This window comes from Calditrichota bacterium, from assembly GCA_013152715.1.
Classification (GTDB): Bacteria; Zhuqueibacterota; Zhuqueibacteria; order Thermofontimicrobiales; family Thermofontimicrobiaceae; genus 4484-87.
The window spans coordinates 1,455-18,161 of record JAADFU010000066.1 but is presented as its reverse complement, the minus strand read 5'-3'; the positions used below and the strand labels follow the sequence as shown (position 1 = coordinate 18,161).

The following is a 16,707-nucleotide window of genomic DNA, read 5'->3' as shown; positions in this document are numbered from 1 at the left end:
TCTGCACAAAAATTTTAACAAACTAATGTTAACTTTAGGAGGAACCAATCATGAAGAAGTCACAATTATTCCTGGCAGTTGTTTTTTCGATTTTTTTTCTAGCGTCTGCTGCGAGCGCGCAAGTGCCGCGGTTTATTAACTACCAGGGAGTACTGACCGATCCGGCGACTAACAATCCTGTCGCTGACAACACTTATTCTATTACTTTTTCCATTTATTCGGTAGAAACTCTAGGAACTGCTCTCTGGACAGAAACTCAGGACGTAACCATCGTTAGCGGTCATTTTAGCGTGCTTTTGGGCAGCATTACTCCGTTGCCGCTATCAGCTTTTAACGGAAGCAATCGCTATCTGGGCATCAAGGTGAACTCGGACGATGAAATGGTTCCGAGAAAGCGCATCGTGAGCGTGGCTTATTCCTTTGAAGCCAATAATGCGGACAAGCTGGATGACAAAGATGCTTCTGCTTTTGCTTTAGTCGATCACAATCACGATACCGTCTATTACAAAAAAACGCAATTACGCACTTCTGACGGCACGCCACCGAACAACGGCTCAAACATGGTCTCCTGGAATAATTTGAAGGACGTTCCTTCCGGTTTTGCTGACGGGACCGACGATACGGGCAGTGGCGGCGGAATCTCACAAATCAATGTGGGTACAGGAATGACAGTCTCCCATCCGACGGGACCAACGGCAACTTTAGGCTTAGAAATGGGACACGGAAATGGCATCAATGCCGATAAAGTCGATGGCAAACACGCCAGCAATTTTGCTACTTCTAGCCATACGCACAGCGGCTCTGATATCACAACCGGCAAAATTAACAATGCTCGTTTGCATACAGGCTCGGGCAACGGACTGGATGCCGATAAGGTGGATGGCAAACATGCCAGTAATTTTGCCAACGCCTCTCACAACCACTGGGGTGCGCAGTGGAGTGGGAGTGGCCTTGGGCTCAAACTGACCAGCAGTAACAATGATGGTGTGGAAGGTTGGACCAGCGCCTCGGCCAAGAGCGGCTTATACGGCCATAGTACCAACGGTTATGGTGTTACCGGCAGAAGTACAAACAATAATGGAGTTCAGGGTATTACATCTGGCGGTTCTTCGGCCTATGGAGTAAAGGGTACAAGTAGCGGCAGTGGCGGAACTGGCGTCTTTGGAGAGGCTAATAACGGAAGTTATGCTTACGGTGTATGGGGCAAAAGCACCAGTGGTTATGCCGGGTACTTTAATGGAGATGTACACGTTTCAGGTAGTTTTAGCGCTTCGAGCAAAAGTTTTGCCATCGATCATCCGCTTGATCCCGCTAATGAGTACCTTTACCATTATAGCATAGAATCTAACGAAAGATATAATGTTTACAGCGGCAATGTCGTACTCGATGCCAATGGTGGGGCTACCGTAAAGTTATCTCAATGGTTTCAGGCGCTGAATAAAGATTTTCGTTATCAGCTCACCTGCATTGGCGGATTTGCTCAGGTTTATATCGCGGATGAAATTCAGAACAATACTTTCAAAATTGCTGGCGGCAAGCCTGGCATGAAAATTTCCTGGCAAGTGACCGGAATTCGCAACGATGCGTATGCAAAAAAACATCCCGCGCAAGTAGAAAAAGAAAAACAGGGACTCGAACGAGGGAAATATCTGAATCCGGAAGCTTTTGGATTGCCTAAAACCATGGGAATGGAATCAATTAAAGAAAATCACTAAGGAGAATTAGAAATGATGAACTCTAAAAAATGGATTGGAGGCACATTACTAATTTTCCTGATGCTAACCTTCATAAATGTAGGGAAAATCGTTGCCCAGTCCAGTACAAATTTTAAAGTAAAGAAAAACGTGCTGAGCGAGGCTGGTTCGCCTTCAAATTCATCGCTTTTCAAAGTAGATGATTGTCTGGGGCAGGCCTCGCCTGTCGGCGCCTCTGCCAGCGCTAATTTCTCCCTGTCTGGCGGTTTTCTGGCGGCGTCGATTGCTCTGCCAATTAATCCGACGTTGTCGGTTAACCCAACGACTCTTAATTTCACAACGCTGGTTGGTACGAATCCGCCAACGCGGACGTTCACGATTTCTAATGCGAGCAGCGGGAGTTTTAACTGGTCAATCAGCGATGACATGGCCTGGCTGACTGCAAATCCAACTTCAGGAACGACTTCTACAGAAACAGATTTGGTAACAGTCACAGTAAATTCTGCTTCCATGACCGCCGGAACTTATACGGGAACAATTACAGTGACCGCGCCCGGAGCCGACGGAAGTCCGGTGACAATTGCGGTTACGCTTACGATCAATCAGGTTCCCCCGAATCCGAATCCGCCATTTATCCAGCCGGCTGACGCATCAGGAGCGCAGGGGAGCGACGTGACCATTGACATTAATATTAATTCTTCGGGAAACGGTAATGCAATTGATGCCTTTGGCTTCCAATTTACTTATGACAATGCTAAATTTTCCTTTGTCAATGCTAACAAGGGAAATCTCACCCAGGGGTGGGCAAACTTCAATGCTCAGGAAAATTCTCCCGGCGTGATAACTGTCGGTGGTTTTAATGTTGATGCCATTCCCCAAAATAGCCAGGGTTCTATCGCTCAGATCACTCTCCGCGTGAATCAATGTACAAACGGAGAAACCTCTTTGGTTACTATTCAAAATCTAACCGATGACCTCGCTGGGTTTAACATCGGAAGCGGAACGTTTACCTGCACCAGTTGTCTGTTAGGTGATGTCAATAACGATGGCAATATTAGCCCGGGAGATGCATTGTGCGCATTTCAGATTTATTTAAACGGCGGTACGCTTCCGTCCGGAGATTGCGACAATCCCTGCGCGCTGTACGCCGCTGATGTGAATTGTACGCCCAACGGCATAACGCCAGGCGATGCGTTGTACATTTTTCAGGGATATATGAACGGCGACAGCGCGCCTCTTGATTGTAATTCCGGTTCTCTCAAGAAAAACCAACCTCAGTCAAATCGTGCAGTGAGCCTCATTCAGATTCCTGCAAGTCGAAGCGATGAGTTGAAAATCGTACTGAAGGTAAGTCAAATTGGCGATTTGCGAGTATTTGGAGCGAATATCGGATTCCCAGATGATTTGATGCAACTGGTCTCTGTGAAAAGTTCGCCAATCACGGAATTATGGGAAGCTTTCGGAGGCAAAGAAAGCATAGATGGCGTGATTACCGTTGGCGGATTTCACACCGAAGCCGTGGAACGCGACGGCGATGCATCTCTGGCAGAGTTTACATTTAGACTTTTGAACGATGTCGATTCTGCAGAATTATGGCTGTACGGTTTGACCGATGATTTGGGAAAAGCGGCAAATCTTTCCGAGGAATTTCATGTGTCGCTGAATATGCCGAATGTTCAGCAAATTCAATCCGAAGCCGTTCCACAAAAATATTCGTTAAGTCAAAATTATCCGAATCCCTTCAATATGGCTACTGATATTCGCTATTCAATTCCTGAGGCTGCTCATGTTACGCTTGTCATTTACAATGCCAGAGGCCAGAGAATCAAAACTCTCGTTTCCGAGCAGCAAAATGCCGGATATTATGCGGTTCGTTGGAATGGTAAAGATGAGCAGGGCAATAATCTGCCTTCCGGAGTTTATGTTTTTCAGATGAAAACTGAGAAATTTGCTGCTGCTCAAAAATTAGTACTGATCAAGTAAAGGGGAAAATTTGAAGACAGAAATTTTTGACATGAATTATCCGGCAGGTTTTACTTGAAAACAAAATAAGTCTTTTAAGTGAACTTTCGGGCTTGTCAATATAAAATACGAATGACCAGTTAGAAAATATTCTTGTAAATATTACGTTTAAAAACAATGTAGGGGACGCATATATGTGTCCCCTACAATCTAATTTCAATAAAAATAGTTGATCGTAAAATTTAACTGGTCATTGGTATATAAAATGTTAGTTAGCAGGAGGCACAAACCGCTCGAAATCAACATCAAGCTACGAGCAAATGTCGCAAGATTCTACAAGAAATGAGGCAGCAACGAATCTGTATCATTTTCTAAATGGAAGGACAAATGGGACAAAAAGTTTGCTGAAAGTTTCTGGCCATGATTATAATGGCAATGTTAGAGTTTTGCCCATATTGCAGAATTTATCAAAGGAAAAACGGAGGAACTATTAAAGTGAAGCGAATAAATTTTTTGCATAAGTTCGGCCTCATTCTGATGGCAGTTTTAGTTTTAAACTCATTCCTCTTTGCTCAGCAGAGAGTAAATGTATTGATTGCTTACTATTCCTTTACGGGTAATACTGAACAAATGGCTTCTGGAGTGGAAGAAGGAGCATTAAAGGTACAGGATGTCGCGGTGACGAAGAAAAAAGTAACAAAAGTAACAGCATCGGATCTGCAAAATGCAGACGGTATTATTCTGGGCTCTCCGACTTATTTTGCGAATATTGCCGGTCCAATGAAAACATTTGTCGATAATTGGGCTTTCAAATTTGGCGTTTATTTTGGCGACAAAGTCGGCGGGGCTTTTTCTACCGGAGACATGCGAACTGGAGGAAAAGAATTTGTCGTGATTTCTTTGTTGCTTGCAATGATGAATAACGGCATGATTGTCGTGGGTCCTGTTTATCAAGTCGGAGGTGTGAACTTTGGAGGTTTCGGGGCTTCTGCTATGACAGGTGCACCAGATCAGGGAATAAGCGATTCGGAATTAGATGATGCGCGAAAACTTGGGCAAAGAGTCGCTACTATCGCACGAAGGCTGAAATATGGAACTCCTGTTTATGATTCTAATAATTCCGAACCACTGCCCAAAAAATATTCGTTACATCAAAATTCGCCTAATCCGTTTAATCCCGGAACAAAAATTGAGTATGAGCTGCCACAAAGGTCAAGCGTGACGTTGACAATTTTTAATGAAATAGGAGAAAAAGTGCGGACATTGGTAGAGAAGCAACAACTCGCAGGAAAATATGAAATACTGTGGGATGGAAGAAATGACTATGGACAACGCGTGGCGACGGGAACTTATTTTTACCAGCTTAATGTGCAAGGAAATGTACAAACGAAGAAAATGATACTTTTAAAGTAGAATCTTTAGGCAGGTGAAGGCGAGGCAACAGGTAATCGGACGGACAAACCGGATCACAATAAGTTTTATCCGGAAATCGCGGTATGTTTGGAACTTGTTCCAGATTTTGATGTTGAATCTGGTAAAAACAGAGCATTCGGGTAGATATTTACATTCCCCAAATAGTACCATCCGGAATTTATCAGGGAGCTGTCGAAATTAGCGAAAATGGGAGTTCAGCTTATGAAATTCCTGTAGAACTTAAAGTTAATCTCAAGTTGCCGGATGAGCTAAATGCCAAAATTTTGTTATTTTTATGGCTACGAAGATGTAAATATGCGTTATCTTGGCGAGCAATATCCGGAAGAAGAAAGTGGCAATGATGCCGCTTCTCGTCTCATTCGCGACCGACATTCTCAATTGGCCCATCACCATCGAATTTTTCTTGTCGACGGAAATGAGCGTCGCATCGCCGGGGCGCAATGGACTCAGTGACTATCTCTCAAAGTGCGGCTTTCCAGTTAAAGCGTCTTTTCCCTATCATCTAATAAAAAAGGACACTTGAAATGGAATTTAATGAAAACGCCCGCCGATTTCCAATTAGATTTGCCCTATTTCTGCTTGTATTTTGTGCAATTCAGCCGATTCAGAGCATCGCGCAATATGATTCATTATTTTACGATGATCACTATCGCACATTTCTAACCCATTTACCGCCAGATTATAATCAAAATGATTCGACCTATTCGCTGATTTTAGCCCTTCACGGTGGCCTGGGCGATGCTTTCAATATGGAAAATCAATCAAGATTAAGCCAGAAGACAGATACCGCAAAGATTAAATTTATCGTTGTGTATCCGGAAGGAGTCAAAAATTTAATTGGCAAACGCACCTGGAACGCAGGCGGTTGCTGCGGATATGCAAGAGATCACAATATCGACGATGTAGGATTTATTTCCCTTTTAATTGACACGCTGATTGGAAGATACAGAATTAACACAAATAAAATTTATGCTACAGGAATGTCTAATGGCGGTATGTTGTGTTACAGACTAGCCGCCGAGATTAGCAATAAAATCGCTGCCATTGCTCCGGTTGCCAGTACGATGGTTTTGCGCGAAGCGATATCGCCTCAACGCGCGGTACCCATCATTCATTTTCACTCATTTTTAGACGAGAACATTCCTTATTATGGCGGTGTAGGCAGCGGCGTCTCCCGACACTACAATCCGCCAGTTGATTCTGTTTTATCAGTGTGGGCAAATTTGAATAATTGCAATGTGCAGAGCGATACCTTGTATCATGAAGTCGGGGAATATCTGTTGCGAGAATGGCGGGATTGCAAAGATGAAACAAGAATTTTGTGTTATGTCACTTACGACGGCGGTCATTCCTGGCCCGGCGGCAAAAGAGGATTCATATTTGGCGATCCGCCGTCAAAAAAAATTAATGCTACGGATTTGATGTGGGAATTTTTTCAGAAATATGAAATTCCCTCCTCAACGAATGTGTTAGAGCAAAAAAAGAAGACTATCATAACTGATTTTGCGCTCCGAATTTATCCCAATCCTTTCAATGATTTTGCTACTGTCAAACTAATGATTCCAAGATCGGGCGACGTCAGATTAAATATTTTCAACATGAGGGGGAAAATCGTCAAAATATTGGAGATGAAAGGGCAGAAGTCGGGAGAATATTCATTTTTGTTTAATGCAACCGGACTGGCAAGCGGAATCTATTTTGTGCAAGTGCAGACAAATTCAATAAGTTTTACAAAGAAAATGATTTTGCTGGAATGATAATTGGCAAAGTAAAAAATCGTCAGAGTCAGCTTCAGATATTTTCTCATTAATAAGATGTAGCCCACCTCAGAGGTGGACCACATCTTCAGAAAAAATTACGGAAATTTTATCTCAATTCCCAATCTCGGTTTCCCGCGCAATTTGAGTTTAAATGGATCAACTCCTTGGTTGACGGCCTGACCGATGTTGTAGCCCGATTTGAGTTCGTTGGCAAATTCCACGCTGTAGCCGGCGAACAGATGCAGATCAATGAAATCGAGCGGAATACCAAAGCCGAAACCGAGAATCGGTTCGATAGTGTCCGAAATGCGCAGACCACCGGCGAGATGAAATGAAGTCGCCAGCCGCCGCGCTTTTGTGTCCACCGGCTTGAAATGATAATTGATCAAGCCAAAAGTCGCCAAATCGCCTCTGTTTTTGGGACGGATGACGATGACGCCGTTTTCCAGCACAATGTCCACGTCGCTGACGGTTGTGATCGCTGTGGCGATACCGAAACCCCAACGTTCCGGAGCGGAATTGTCAAAAACTTCATGCGCCAGAAAATGGGTGTCCGAAAAATTCTTTTTCACAACAACGGAAATGTCGCAATATTTCTGAAATTTTTTAGGGATGTCAAATTTGCGCACGTCCATCCAGGTGCTATTTTCGCCGGTGGCTGTCTGCGAGAAAATGGGAAACAGACCGATGAAGTAAGGCAGCACCTGCTCAAAATAGGAAGATTTGCGCGTGAGCACGGTGGAAAGATAGGAGTGCGCATTTTCATCCCGGGAAATGAAAATGTAATACAGCGACGCCGATGTCAAACCGTACAGCCGTGTGTCGTGGAAATGAGCATTGCCGTGAAACATGCCGATGGGAGATTCTTCGTCGTTAAAATTAGCCACGACGATGTAGTAAGCGCCGGGATTGATTTCAAAGCCCATTTCAGCGATGAGTTTCCGCAGCGAATCAGCGGCCCAGTCAGTAAATCCGTCGCGGTAGAAACGCCAGGCTTTGCCAAATAAATCAGCAGTGTCATTAATGACGAACGGCGATCCGGCGACTGGTTTGGGGATCACGATTTGCCTGTCCTGTGCGAAAAGGTGAATGTTGGAAATCAGCATCAGAAGAACGAGCAGTGAGAGAATTCTTTTTGCCATTGTGAGGGTCTCCTTCTTGGCTTTGTGAGTGTTTTTCGCTATTTTTTGATTTCTTCGGAACCACCCCAATTTCCCTCTTCAACTAAATTCCCAGAAATAAATCTCTTCCTTTGACCAGATTGACAATTTTTCTGTCCGCAATACTGCGTTTGAGCATCCAAAAGCCGCAGTCAGGATGCACGTAAGCGATGCGCTTTTGTCCCAATTTTTCAGCGGCGTATTCGATGCGTCGCGCCACTTCTTCGGGAGTCTCGACATGGTTGACTTTGATGTCGATGACGCCGATTCCCAGAGCGATTTTTTGATCAATTTCTTGTAGAACGTCCAAATCGCTTTCCGGGCGATGGGCGACTTCCAGCACCAAATGATCAGCGCGAAGCTGATTCAGAAAACGAATCAATTTTTTCCAGTTCCCCTGCTGGATAGTCTGGCCGCCGTAATTGCCAAAGCAGAAATGCACCGCTTTCTCGACGCGAACTTTGTCGAGAATGCGATTGATTGCCTCAGCGGCGAGGTCTCCGTCTTCGGGATTGCCGGTAATGTTGGCTTCGTCCACTTGCACGCAGGCGCATTGCAAATCTGGCACCTGCTCGGCAAGTACGTCAGCAAGGCGCAAGGTGAGTTTTTCAAAATTTTTGTAGTAGCGATCCAGCAAAGTGCGCGCCAACATGTAGGGACTGGTGAGCGTAAATTTGAAATTTTTTCCGGCGATGCGATAGGTGCGCAACCAATCGCGGTACAAATTCAGACTTCCTTCTTCGATTTCTGATTCCACGACGCCGGCGGGTTGCAGGCGAAATCCCATGGTCCTTCTGCGAGAAAATTCAATCCAATCAGTCCGACCGATCTGCGTCCGAATCCCACCGAGAGGGCGGACAAAGTAATCGATCATGCCGTTGGTTTCCGGGTGATTGATGTCGAAGCGATAGAGTTCGCCGTCGGTGGGCAAATCAATTCCCGCCTGACGCTGCGTGTCAACGACAACGCGAATGGCGTCAATCAGAGCTTGTTCCGACGGATTTGCTGCCAGCCATGCCGGTACAGGATACGAGCCAACTGTTGTCGTTAAAATTTCCGGTTTATTTGCGGACATTTTTTTCTCCTGATCGCAGAGAAATTCTGATTCTTTGGTAGGTGTGAATTACAGTAGAACATTAAATTAAGATAAGATTTTTGAAAGTAAATGTCAAATCAAATTTAAATTTTTTCTGATTCGCAAAAGGGGTGGATATTAATTTTTTAAACCACCAAGGCGCAATGACTCTAATAAAAAAATAGTTTAATTGAGACAGAAAATTTGGAGCCTCTCATATCTTGGTAAAAAAAACTTGACAATGAAAAAATAATTTTGTATTTTATCGGAAACCGATATATCGGAAAACGATAGATTGCGAGATGTAAATGGACAAAACACTTAATGAAAATATGGAGCGATTTTACAAATCGTTCATTTCAGTGATGCATTTTTTTCACAATATCGCGGTGGATGTATCGCGCGTATCTGATTTTTCTCTGGCGCAATTTCGCGTTTTAATGGTGGTTCATCACTTTGACTCTCTGAGCGTCAATGAATTGAAACAGCAATTGAATATTGCGCAAAGTAGCGCCAGTGAAATTATCGACCGTCTGGTGCAGCAGCAGATGTTAAAACGAGAAAAAGACCCGGAAGACAAGCGCAAAACGAGACTTATTCTGACCCCGCGTGCGAAAAAGCTCATTCAGACTCAGCGGGAACGCATCAAAGATTATTATCGCACTATTCTGGAAATTTTGGACGAAAAAGATCAAACACGGTTAGTCGACTCGTTCGAACAAATTCAACGGATCGTGGACAAATATCATTTCACGGAATTAAGTTCTTGAAAGAAAATGCAAAAGGCAGGAGTGTGCCATGCGAAAAACGAAGTTGGTTCTTTTAGTAATTATTTTAATTTCTTCATCGTCATTAGTTTTTAGCCAATCAAAAGTGGCGCTGAAGGATTGCCTCGAAATGGCTTTTGAAAAGAGCCATTTGCTGAAAGCGTCAAATTACGCGGTGAAATCAGCTTCCGCAGCGCTGGCGGAGTCAAAGGCGCAGCGGCTGCCGAGTATTTCTTTGAGCAGTTTGTACACCAGAATTGGCAAAATCACTTCTTTTTCCATTCCCATGGGGCCTGGCGGCGAAATAAAAAAAATCCGATTCGGCACGCCTAATCGCGTGAACGTCGATGTGAAACTGCAATTGCCGCTGTTTACCTGGGGGAGAGTCAGCAGCACCATTGAATTGGCTCAGGCAGGAGCGTCACTCTCGAAAATTCAGCGGCGGCAGCAACGTTTATCGCTCACCGCGCAGGTTTTGCAGGGCTATTTTTCCGTGCTGCTGAATGAGGAAGTGATTCGCCTGCACGAATCAAATGTCAAGCGTGCGCAGCACCATTTTGAGGTCAGCAGGAAAAAATTTGACGCCGGCATCGTGCCGCGTTTGCAAATGATGCAGGCGGAAGTTCAACTGAAAAATGCTAAAACGCAATTGCAGGACGCCGAGGGAAATTTGCAAAAAAGCCTCATCTATTTGGGAAAATTGATCGGAAAAGATGAAAAGGAAATTGTGCTTGCGGATTCGATTCGTTTTGAACCGGTGAATTTTGACGAGAAAAAATTGATCGAAAAGGCACTTTCGCGACGGTCCGATCTGGCAGGGTTGCATTTGCGTCAACAGATGTCCCGGTCGCAGATTCAATTGGCAAACAGCGGCAACAAACCGAATTTGTTTTTGTTTTCCGGCTACAACGTCACCAATGGTTTCGATCCCATGGATCCGGAAAAATTTGTCGACAATTACAATGCCGGCGTGCAGCTCAGTTTTCCCATTTTTGACGGATTTGCTACTTCCAAAAAGGTGGAACAGGCGCGGCTCGATTATGAGGTTTTACTGGAGCAGGAAAAAGAAGCGCGAGAGATGATCAAGCTGCAATTGCGCGAAGCAATTATTGCCCTGCGCCAGGCGGAAGCCAAAATTTCCGCGCAGAAAGAAAATATTCGCCTTTCCCGTGAGACGCTGAAAACTGCGGAAATCCAGTACCGCGACGGACTGGTCGCATCGCTGGATGTGCTGGACGCGCAGCAAATGCTCAATCAGGCGGAACTGCTTTATGTGCAGGCGATTTTCAATCACATCATGGCAAAGCTGGCGATCTGTCAGGCGGTGGAAGATTTTTCCTGGTTTGAATTTGCTATTCAATAATTCTGAAAATTAATTCTGGAAATTTTGAAAATAAATTCAAAGGAGAAAATAGATGCGCAAGTTAATTTTTCTGATTATGATTTTAGCGCTTTCGCTTTCTTTTTGCGGTAAAAAAAGTAATGAATCTGCTCAGGTGAAGAAAGAGGAAGCCATTCCTGTCTATGTGGCAAAAGTGAGCGAACAAACGATACGCGCCACAATTCTCATTACCGGCGAAGTGGCGCCGCGCTACAAAGTAACTGTTTTTCCGAGAGCAAATGGTTTGGTCGTCAAAGAATTTGTCAAAAGCGGGGAGCAGGTGAAAAAAGATCAGGTTTTGGCAGAAGTGAAGCAGGATATTCCGGGCATGGAATACGCCAACGTGAAAATCAATGCTACTGTTTCTGGCATTATTACCCGCGACGCGGTGGACGTCGGCGATCGGGTAAGTATGCAAACGCCAGCTTACGAAATCAGCCGACTTGACCCGGTCGATGTCAGACTTAATGTGCCGGAAAAATATCTGTCTGAAATAAAGCACGGAATGAGCATGTCGCTGATGCTGGATGCTTTTTCTGGAGAAACTTTCCAAGGAAAAATTCGGGAAATCAGCCCGGTGGTGGATTCGCGTTCGCGCATGTTGCCGGTGAAAGTGGCGCTGAAAAATGGTGATCATCGGCTGCGTCCGGGAATGTTTGCTCGAGCAAAATTAGCGACCGGCTCTCGCACAGGGCTGGTGGTTCCTCTCGACGCGGTTGTCAAAAGCGGCGTGGAGCGCTTTGTGTTTGTCGTGGAAAATAATCGCGCCAGATTAGTGAAGGTGGCGACCGGGGAATTTTTAGATTCAATGGTGGAAGTCACCGGCGATCTCAAAACCGACGATCTGGTTGTCGTCATGGGACAAAATATGCTTTCCGACGGAACTCTGGTAAAAATTATCGAGGAAAAATAAAATGAAATTGGCAGAGATAAGTATCAAAAGGAACGTTGGTACGATTCTTTTTACATTGAGCGTTGTATTTTTGGGAATTATTTCCATCCCGCGCATCCCGGTGTCGTTTTGGCCCGAGTTTGTTGCGCCGACGTTGATCGTGATGGCGCCTTATCCGGGTGCCGGCCCCGAGGAAATTGAAGAGCAATTAGCCAAACCTCTCGAAGAAGAATTTAGCACCATTGATGGCGTGGAAGAAATTGAGACGACCTGCATGGAAGGTTTGTGTCAGGTTTACGTTCGCTTTGGTTGGGGAATTGATTTTGAGGAATCAAAGGTCAAAGTGCAGGAGCGGACAAACAAGGCGCGTAGTCGATTTCCTCGCGGTGTTTTGGAGCCGAAGGTGCTGCAAGTGCAGGATTTTCTGCCGCCGGGGATCGAGCTCGGTTTTCGTTCCGATACCCGCGATTTGAATGAGATCAAGGATTTTGTGGAAACGAACTTGAAAAATAGATTTTTGCGCCTGAAGGATGTGGCGACGGTGCAGATTTTTGGCGGTTTTGATCAGGAAGTCGCCGTGGAAGTGGACGCCGGAAAGTTAGCCGCTTATGGTCTAAGTTTAAGTCAAATTTCAGGGATTTTGGCTTCGGAAAATATGGATCTCCCTGCCGGAAAACTGAAGACGGGGCGAAAAAATTATTTTGTGCGTACAACGGGAAAATTCAAAGAAATTGACGATATCGAAAATTTGATCATTGCCGCGCCTAACGGAAAGCCCATTCGATTGAAAAATGTGGCAAAAGTTCATTTGAAAAACAAAGAGCGCCAGACAATTATTCGTTTGAACGGCGAGCCGATGGTCGGTTTGGCTGTGCGCGAAAAAAGCGGCGGAAACACCGTCACCATGTGCGATGAAGTGAAAGATGAATTGAAAAAAATTAGAAAGGTTTTGCCCAAAGATATTCAGATGACGATTATTCAAGATCAATCTGTTTTTATCAAAAATAGCATTCAAAATGTCGTCAGAAATGCCGCCATCGGAGCGATACTGGCGTCGATCATTTTGCTGCTCTTTCTGGGAAATTTGCGCAATACGCTGATCATTGTGCTCTCCATTCCCATTTCCATCATCGGGACATTTTTTCTGATCGACACTTTTGGGCTGACGATTAACACAATTTCTCTCGGCGGATTAGCGCTGGGCGTCGGCATGATCGTGGACTCTTCGGTGGTGGTGATAGAGAATATTTATCGACACCTGCGAGAAAATAACTCGCAGGATCGGCTGAAAACTGTCGTGGACGCCACCAGCGAAGTCGGCATCGCAATCACAGCATCGACTTTGACATCGGTGGTGGTGTTTTTTCCCCTGGCATTTTTGATGGGCTTGTTCGCGGTGTTGCTGGGAGAGTTGGCGTTGACCATTGTTTTTGCTCTCTCGCTCTCAATTATTGTGGCGTTGACCATTGTTCCCATGCTCAGTTATCGCCTGATGAAGCCGGAAATTAGCCAGTCAAAATTGGGATTTTTCCTTCGTGGCTGGCAGGCGCTGTTCGAGCGGATGCTGAGCATTTACCGAAAAACGATTTCCTGGAGTCTGCGCCACAAATTGTTGACGATTTTCATGGCGATTTTAATTTTCATCGTCAGCATTATGGTTCTGATGCCGCTGCTGGATGTGGAATTGATGCCCAAAATCAATCAGGGCGAATTTCGCGTGGAATTAGTGCTGCCGGAAGGTTCGACAATTGAAAAAACAGATTTGTGGATAAAGAGAATTGAGCACGACCTCGCCGGAAAAAAGGAAATCGAACAGCTTTACACCACAATCGGCGTGGCGTCCGCCCGAGGAGAGCTCAAACCAAATTACGGAATGATAAACATAAAATTGAAAAAGGAATTTTACTCACAAATCGCTTCGCTCATGGATGAAATTCGTCGCCAATGGACAGAAATTCCAGGTACGCAGGTGCGCGTCAGACAAATCGAGGTGACTGAGGGAATGAAACGCGAGCCGGTCAATGTGCGGATTGTCGGGGATAATTTGCAAGTGCTGGAAGAAATCGGGCAACGCGCGATGGAGAAGATTCAACCCATTCCGGGAATTGTGAATTTGAAAAGCTCCATTCAGGAAGGATTTTCAGAATTTAACATTAACGTGGATCGGGTTCGCGCGGCAGACTTGGGACTGAGTACGACCCAGATTGCCGGAAACGTGAGCACGGCTTTGTTGGGCGCCGCGATTACGAAGCTCAGTAGTTACGGCAAGGAATATGATATCCGCGTTAAATTGAACGAAAAGCAAGCTCAGTCCATCAATGATATTCTCAATTTGCCGTTGGCGACGCCGAAGGGAGTAACTGTGCCGTTGAGTGCTGTGGCGACGGTTTCGCTGGAGCGAGCGCCGAGCCAGATCAAGCGGTTTGATCAACAGCGTGTTGTGGAAATCAAAGCAGATGTTTTGGGACGCTCTCAGCGAAAGGTTGCGGCAGACGTAAAGCAAAAAGTTTTGCAACTGCATCTTCCCCGCGATTACTACATTACTTTCGGCGGACAATCGAAAGCGATCAGAGATTCTTTCAGCAGTTTGATGACGGCGCTGCTGATTGCAATTTTTCTGGTGTACGTGGTCATGGGAACACAATTTAATTCGTTCAAGCACCCGTTCACTATCGCCATGACCATTCCGCTGGCGATGATCGGCGTTTTGCTGGGACTGGTCATTTTCGGCGCCGCTTTGAGCATGAACGCGCTGCTGGGTTCAATTATGCTGGTGGGGATCGTGGTAAATAACGGCATTTTGCTCATTGATTACATCACCCAACTTCGGGCGCGCGGTTACTCTAAAAATGACGCCATCGTTGAAGCCGGAACCGTTCGCATGAGGCCTATTTTGATCACAGCGCTGACGACAATTTTTGCCATGCTCCCCATTGCGGTTGGTTTAGGCGAAGGAGGCGAAGCCCTTCAGCCGCTCGGCGCTGTGGTTGTTGGTGGTTTGACGACTTCGACGTTTTTGACGTTGATTGTGGTGCCGGTGGTTTATTCGGCGTTTGAAGGAAAGGAAAAAAAGTAGCCCGCAAAGAGAAAACGGAAAAGAGGAGTTTGGAAGAAAGAGAGAATAGCAATTAATTTACAGAAAAAAAGATTGTCAATTTTCTAACTTGTACGTTATTCTCTCTTGATTTCTTTCAAGTATTTAATAGTCGTTTCCTGAGCGGCATATTCAAAACTTTTTGCTTCAATAATCATGTAAAAATATTCCGGGAAATTTTTGTATTGATTTTTAGTTTGATTGTACAATTTTGTCAATGATTCCTGACGGCTCATCATGCGCACTGTCTCAATCTGTGTAGGATAAGCAAATCCGATGAAAAAGAGATAATTTTCAGAGTTAGGCCCCGGCAATTTGGCAATAAGACCTAAATCCAAATAATTTCCTTCTTCTAATTTTCTGGTCTTAAAAATGAGCAGCGAGTCAGAGTCCTCATCGCGAACACGGATCTCTCCGGAAAAAGTGTCTGTGTACTTAAATTCGACAGGAATCTTCGCAATAACTGAGCTCAATTGGCGCAGATTTCTGAATCCGCCCATGTAAATGATGTTGTGGTCGACGATGGCTGGCAAATCCGTTTGTTTTGACATGTTCTCGGAAGTGAATTGAATTTCAGGGCGCTGATTGAAAGAATAAAATACATGTTCAATATCGTAAAGATTAAAAATGCTATTATGCGGAAGTGATCCATGATCAAGTTTTAGTAGTTTGCGATCCGGATGAAGACTGACAAATCGATTGAACTCTGCTCTGGTCGTAATTGAATAATCGATTTGTTCCCGGTACCCGCCTGAATCATCATAATACTCCCGGACCAAAAAATGATCCCCAATGAAAAGTATCGTCGGCAGTTGATTTTCAAAAAAAACAGACCAAATCGGATCATCAATGTCAATGGGATGGTCAATTACGCGTGCTATTTTTGTCAGGGATAAATATCTGTGATATGATAGTAATGCAGATAAACACAAAAAGACAATGGTAAAAACAAAAACCCAGTCTTTGCGGGTGAAATTTTGCCAAAATTTAACCGGCGTTTTGGAGTTACGAAGGAATTTAACCTCGTAATGCCCTTTGGGAATCACCAGCTTAATTTTATCACTTCTGCCCTCATCGGAGTAATACTCATTTAATTTTTTTCTCAATCGATGCATGTAATAGCGGACAATGGTATCCAGCGATGGATCGAAATCTTTGTCTTTGTCAAACACATCAACAGCAATGGAATATTCTTTTGGGATTTTGTTGCGAATTGAACAGTTAACGAGGTAGGTTAACAACTGGCTGTATTTATCCGTCTTGTCAAATGCCTTGCTACTAATGATCTTTTCCAGAATAGCTTTTTCGGTTGAATTGTCGATCATCTTCGTGCCTCTTTTTTAGAAAATAAAAATTTTTCACATAATTAGCAATAAAAAATTGCAAAATCTTAAAATTATTTTGAAAATTGTTAGCTAACAGTTAGCTAACAGTTCCTAACTTGTTTTGATATTAAATTTAATTTATCTTAATTTAAGTTTCAATTTT

The 16,707-nt window shown here is 44.4% G+C and carries 12 protein-coding genes; 9 read left to right on the top strand and 3 right to left on the bottom strand.

Annotation, left to right across the window (positions count from 1 at the left end; translation table 11 throughout):
* Window positions 1–50: 50 nt before the first annotated feature.
* The 5 genes from GXO74_05280 to GXO74_05260 all read left to right on the top strand — a co-directional run bounded on the left by GXO74_05280 (window position 51) and on the right by GXO74_05260 (window position 6,847).
* Complete coding sequence (locus tag GXO74_05280; GenBank protein ID NOZ61072.1) at window positions 51–1,715, top strand: hypothetical protein; 1,665 nt, start codon at window positions 51–53, stop codon at window positions 1,713–1,715.
* Window positions 1,716–1,727: 12 nt separating this feature from the next.
* A complete protein-coding gene (locus GXO74_05275) occupies window positions 1,728–3,677 on the top strand; it encodes a T9SS type A sorting domain-containing protein (protein NOZ61071.1) in 1,950 nt (649 codons plus the stop codon).
* Window positions 3,678–4,151: 474 nt separating this feature from the next.
* A complete protein-coding gene (locus GXO74_05270; GenBank protein ID NOZ61070.1) occupies window positions 4,152–5,069 on the top strand; it encodes a T9SS type A sorting domain-containing protein in 918 nt (305 codons plus the stop codon).
* Between the two features lie 273 nt (window positions 5,070–5,342).
* The gene (locus GXO74_05265) at window positions 5,343–5,543 is read left to right on the top strand and encodes a hypothetical protein (GenBank protein NOZ61069.1); all 201 of its coding nucleotides are present in this window, start codon (window positions 5,343–5,345) and stop codon (window positions 5,541–5,543) included.
* A 71-nt stretch (window positions 5,544–5,614) separates the two neighbouring features.
* Window positions 5,615–6,847: a T9SS type A sorting domain-containing protein gene (locus tag GXO74_05260; GenBank protein NOZ61068.1), complete on the top strand. Its 1,233-nt coding sequence runs from the start codon at window positions 5,615–5,617 to the stop codon at window positions 6,845–6,847.
* A gap of 98 nt (window positions 6,848–6,945) precedes the next feature.
* Here GXO74_05260 and GXO74_05255 read toward each other — a convergent pair whose 3' ends face one another.
* Together GXO74_05255 and GXO74_05250 are read right to left on the bottom strand one after the other, a co-directional pair.
* Entirely contained in the window at window positions 6,946–7,992 is a 1,047-nt protein-coding gene (locus tag GXO74_05255; protein NOZ61067.1) for a hypothetical protein, read from the bottom strand.
* An 82-nt stretch (window positions 7,993–8,074) separates the two neighbouring features.
* On the bottom strand, window positions 8,075–9,085 hold the full coding sequence (locus GXO74_05250) for a cobalamin-independent methionine synthase II family protein (protein ID NOZ61066.1): 1,011 nt from the start codon (window positions 9,083–9,085) through the stop codon (window positions 8,075–8,077).
* Window positions 9,086–9,393: 308 nt separating this feature from the next.
* Between GXO74_05250 and GXO74_05245 the strand changes: the two genes are divergently transcribed.
* From GXO74_05245 to GXO74_05230, 4 genes are read left to right on the top strand one after another with little or no spacing between them, the layout of a single operon-like run.
* Window positions 9,394–9,855, top strand: coding sequence for a MarR family transcriptional regulator (locus tag GXO74_05245; GenBank protein ID NOZ61065.1), 462 nt, complete (start codon window positions 9,394–9,396; stop codon window positions 9,853–9,855).
* Window positions 9,856–9,883: 28 nt separating this feature from the next.
* Entirely contained in the window at window positions 9,884–11,215 is a 1,332-nt protein-coding gene (locus GXO74_05240; GenBank protein ID NOZ61064.1) for a TolC family protein, read from the top strand.
* A 52-nt stretch (window positions 11,216–11,267) separates the two neighbouring features.
* Window positions 11,268–12,146: an efflux RND transporter periplasmic adaptor subunit gene (locus GXO74_05235; GenBank protein NOZ61063.1), complete on the top strand. Its 879-nt coding sequence runs from the start codon at window positions 11,268–11,270 to the stop codon at window positions 12,144–12,146.
* Window position 12,147: 1 nt separating this feature from the next.
* A complete protein-coding gene (locus GXO74_05230) occupies window positions 12,148–15,201 on the top strand; it encodes an efflux RND transporter permease subunit (protein NOZ61062.1) in 3,054 nt (1,017 codons plus the stop codon).
* Window positions 15,202–15,296: 95 nt separating this feature from the next.
* Here GXO74_05230 and GXO74_05225 read toward each other — a convergent pair whose 3' ends face one another.
* Entirely contained in the window at window positions 15,297–16,544 is a 1,248-nt protein-coding gene (locus tag GXO74_05225; protein ID NOZ61061.1) for a hypothetical protein, read from the bottom strand.
* Window positions 16,545–16,707: the final 163 nt, after the last annotated feature.

Coding starts and splice junctions, on each gene's coding strand:
- GXO74_05260 (NOZ61068.1), top strand. CDS start 5,615: ATGGAATTTAATGAAAACGCCCGCCGATTTCCAATTAGATTTGCCCTA.
- GXO74_05235 (NOZ61063.1), top strand. CDS start 11,268: ATGCGCAAGTTAATTTTTCTGATTATGATTTTAGCGCTTTCGCTTTCT.
- GXO74_05240 (NOZ61064.1), top strand. CDS start 9,884: ATGCGAAAAACGAAGTTGGTTCTTTTAGTAATTATTTTAATTTCTTCA.
- GXO74_05225 (NOZ61061.1), bottom strand. CDS start 16,544: ATGATCGACAATTCAACCGAAAAAGCTATTCTGGAAAAGATCATTAGT.
- GXO74_05230 (NOZ61062.1), top strand. CDS start 12,148: ATGAAATTGGCAGAGATAAGTATCAAAAGGAACGTTGGTACGATTCTT.
- GXO74_05245 (NOZ61065.1), top strand. CDS start 9,394: ATGGACAAAACACTTAATGAAAATATGGAGCGATTTTACAAATCGTTC.
- GXO74_05280 (NOZ61072.1), top strand. CDS start 51: ATGAAGAAGTCACAATTATTCCTGGCAGTTGTTTTTTCGATTTTTTTT.
- GXO74_05275 (NOZ61071.1), top strand. CDS start 1,728: ATGATGAACTCTAAAAAATGGATTGGAGGCACATTACTAATTTTCCTG.
- GXO74_05250 (NOZ61066.1), bottom strand. CDS start 9,085: ATGTCCGCAAATAAACCGGAAATTTTAACGACAACAGTTGGCTCGTAT.
- GXO74_05255 (NOZ61067.1), bottom strand. CDS start 7,992: ATGGCAAAAAGAATTCTCTCACTGCTCGTTCTTCTGATGCTGATTTCC.
- GXO74_05265 (NOZ61069.1), top strand. CDS start 5,343: ATGCCAAAATTTTGTTATTTTTATGGCTACGAAGATGTAAATATGCGT.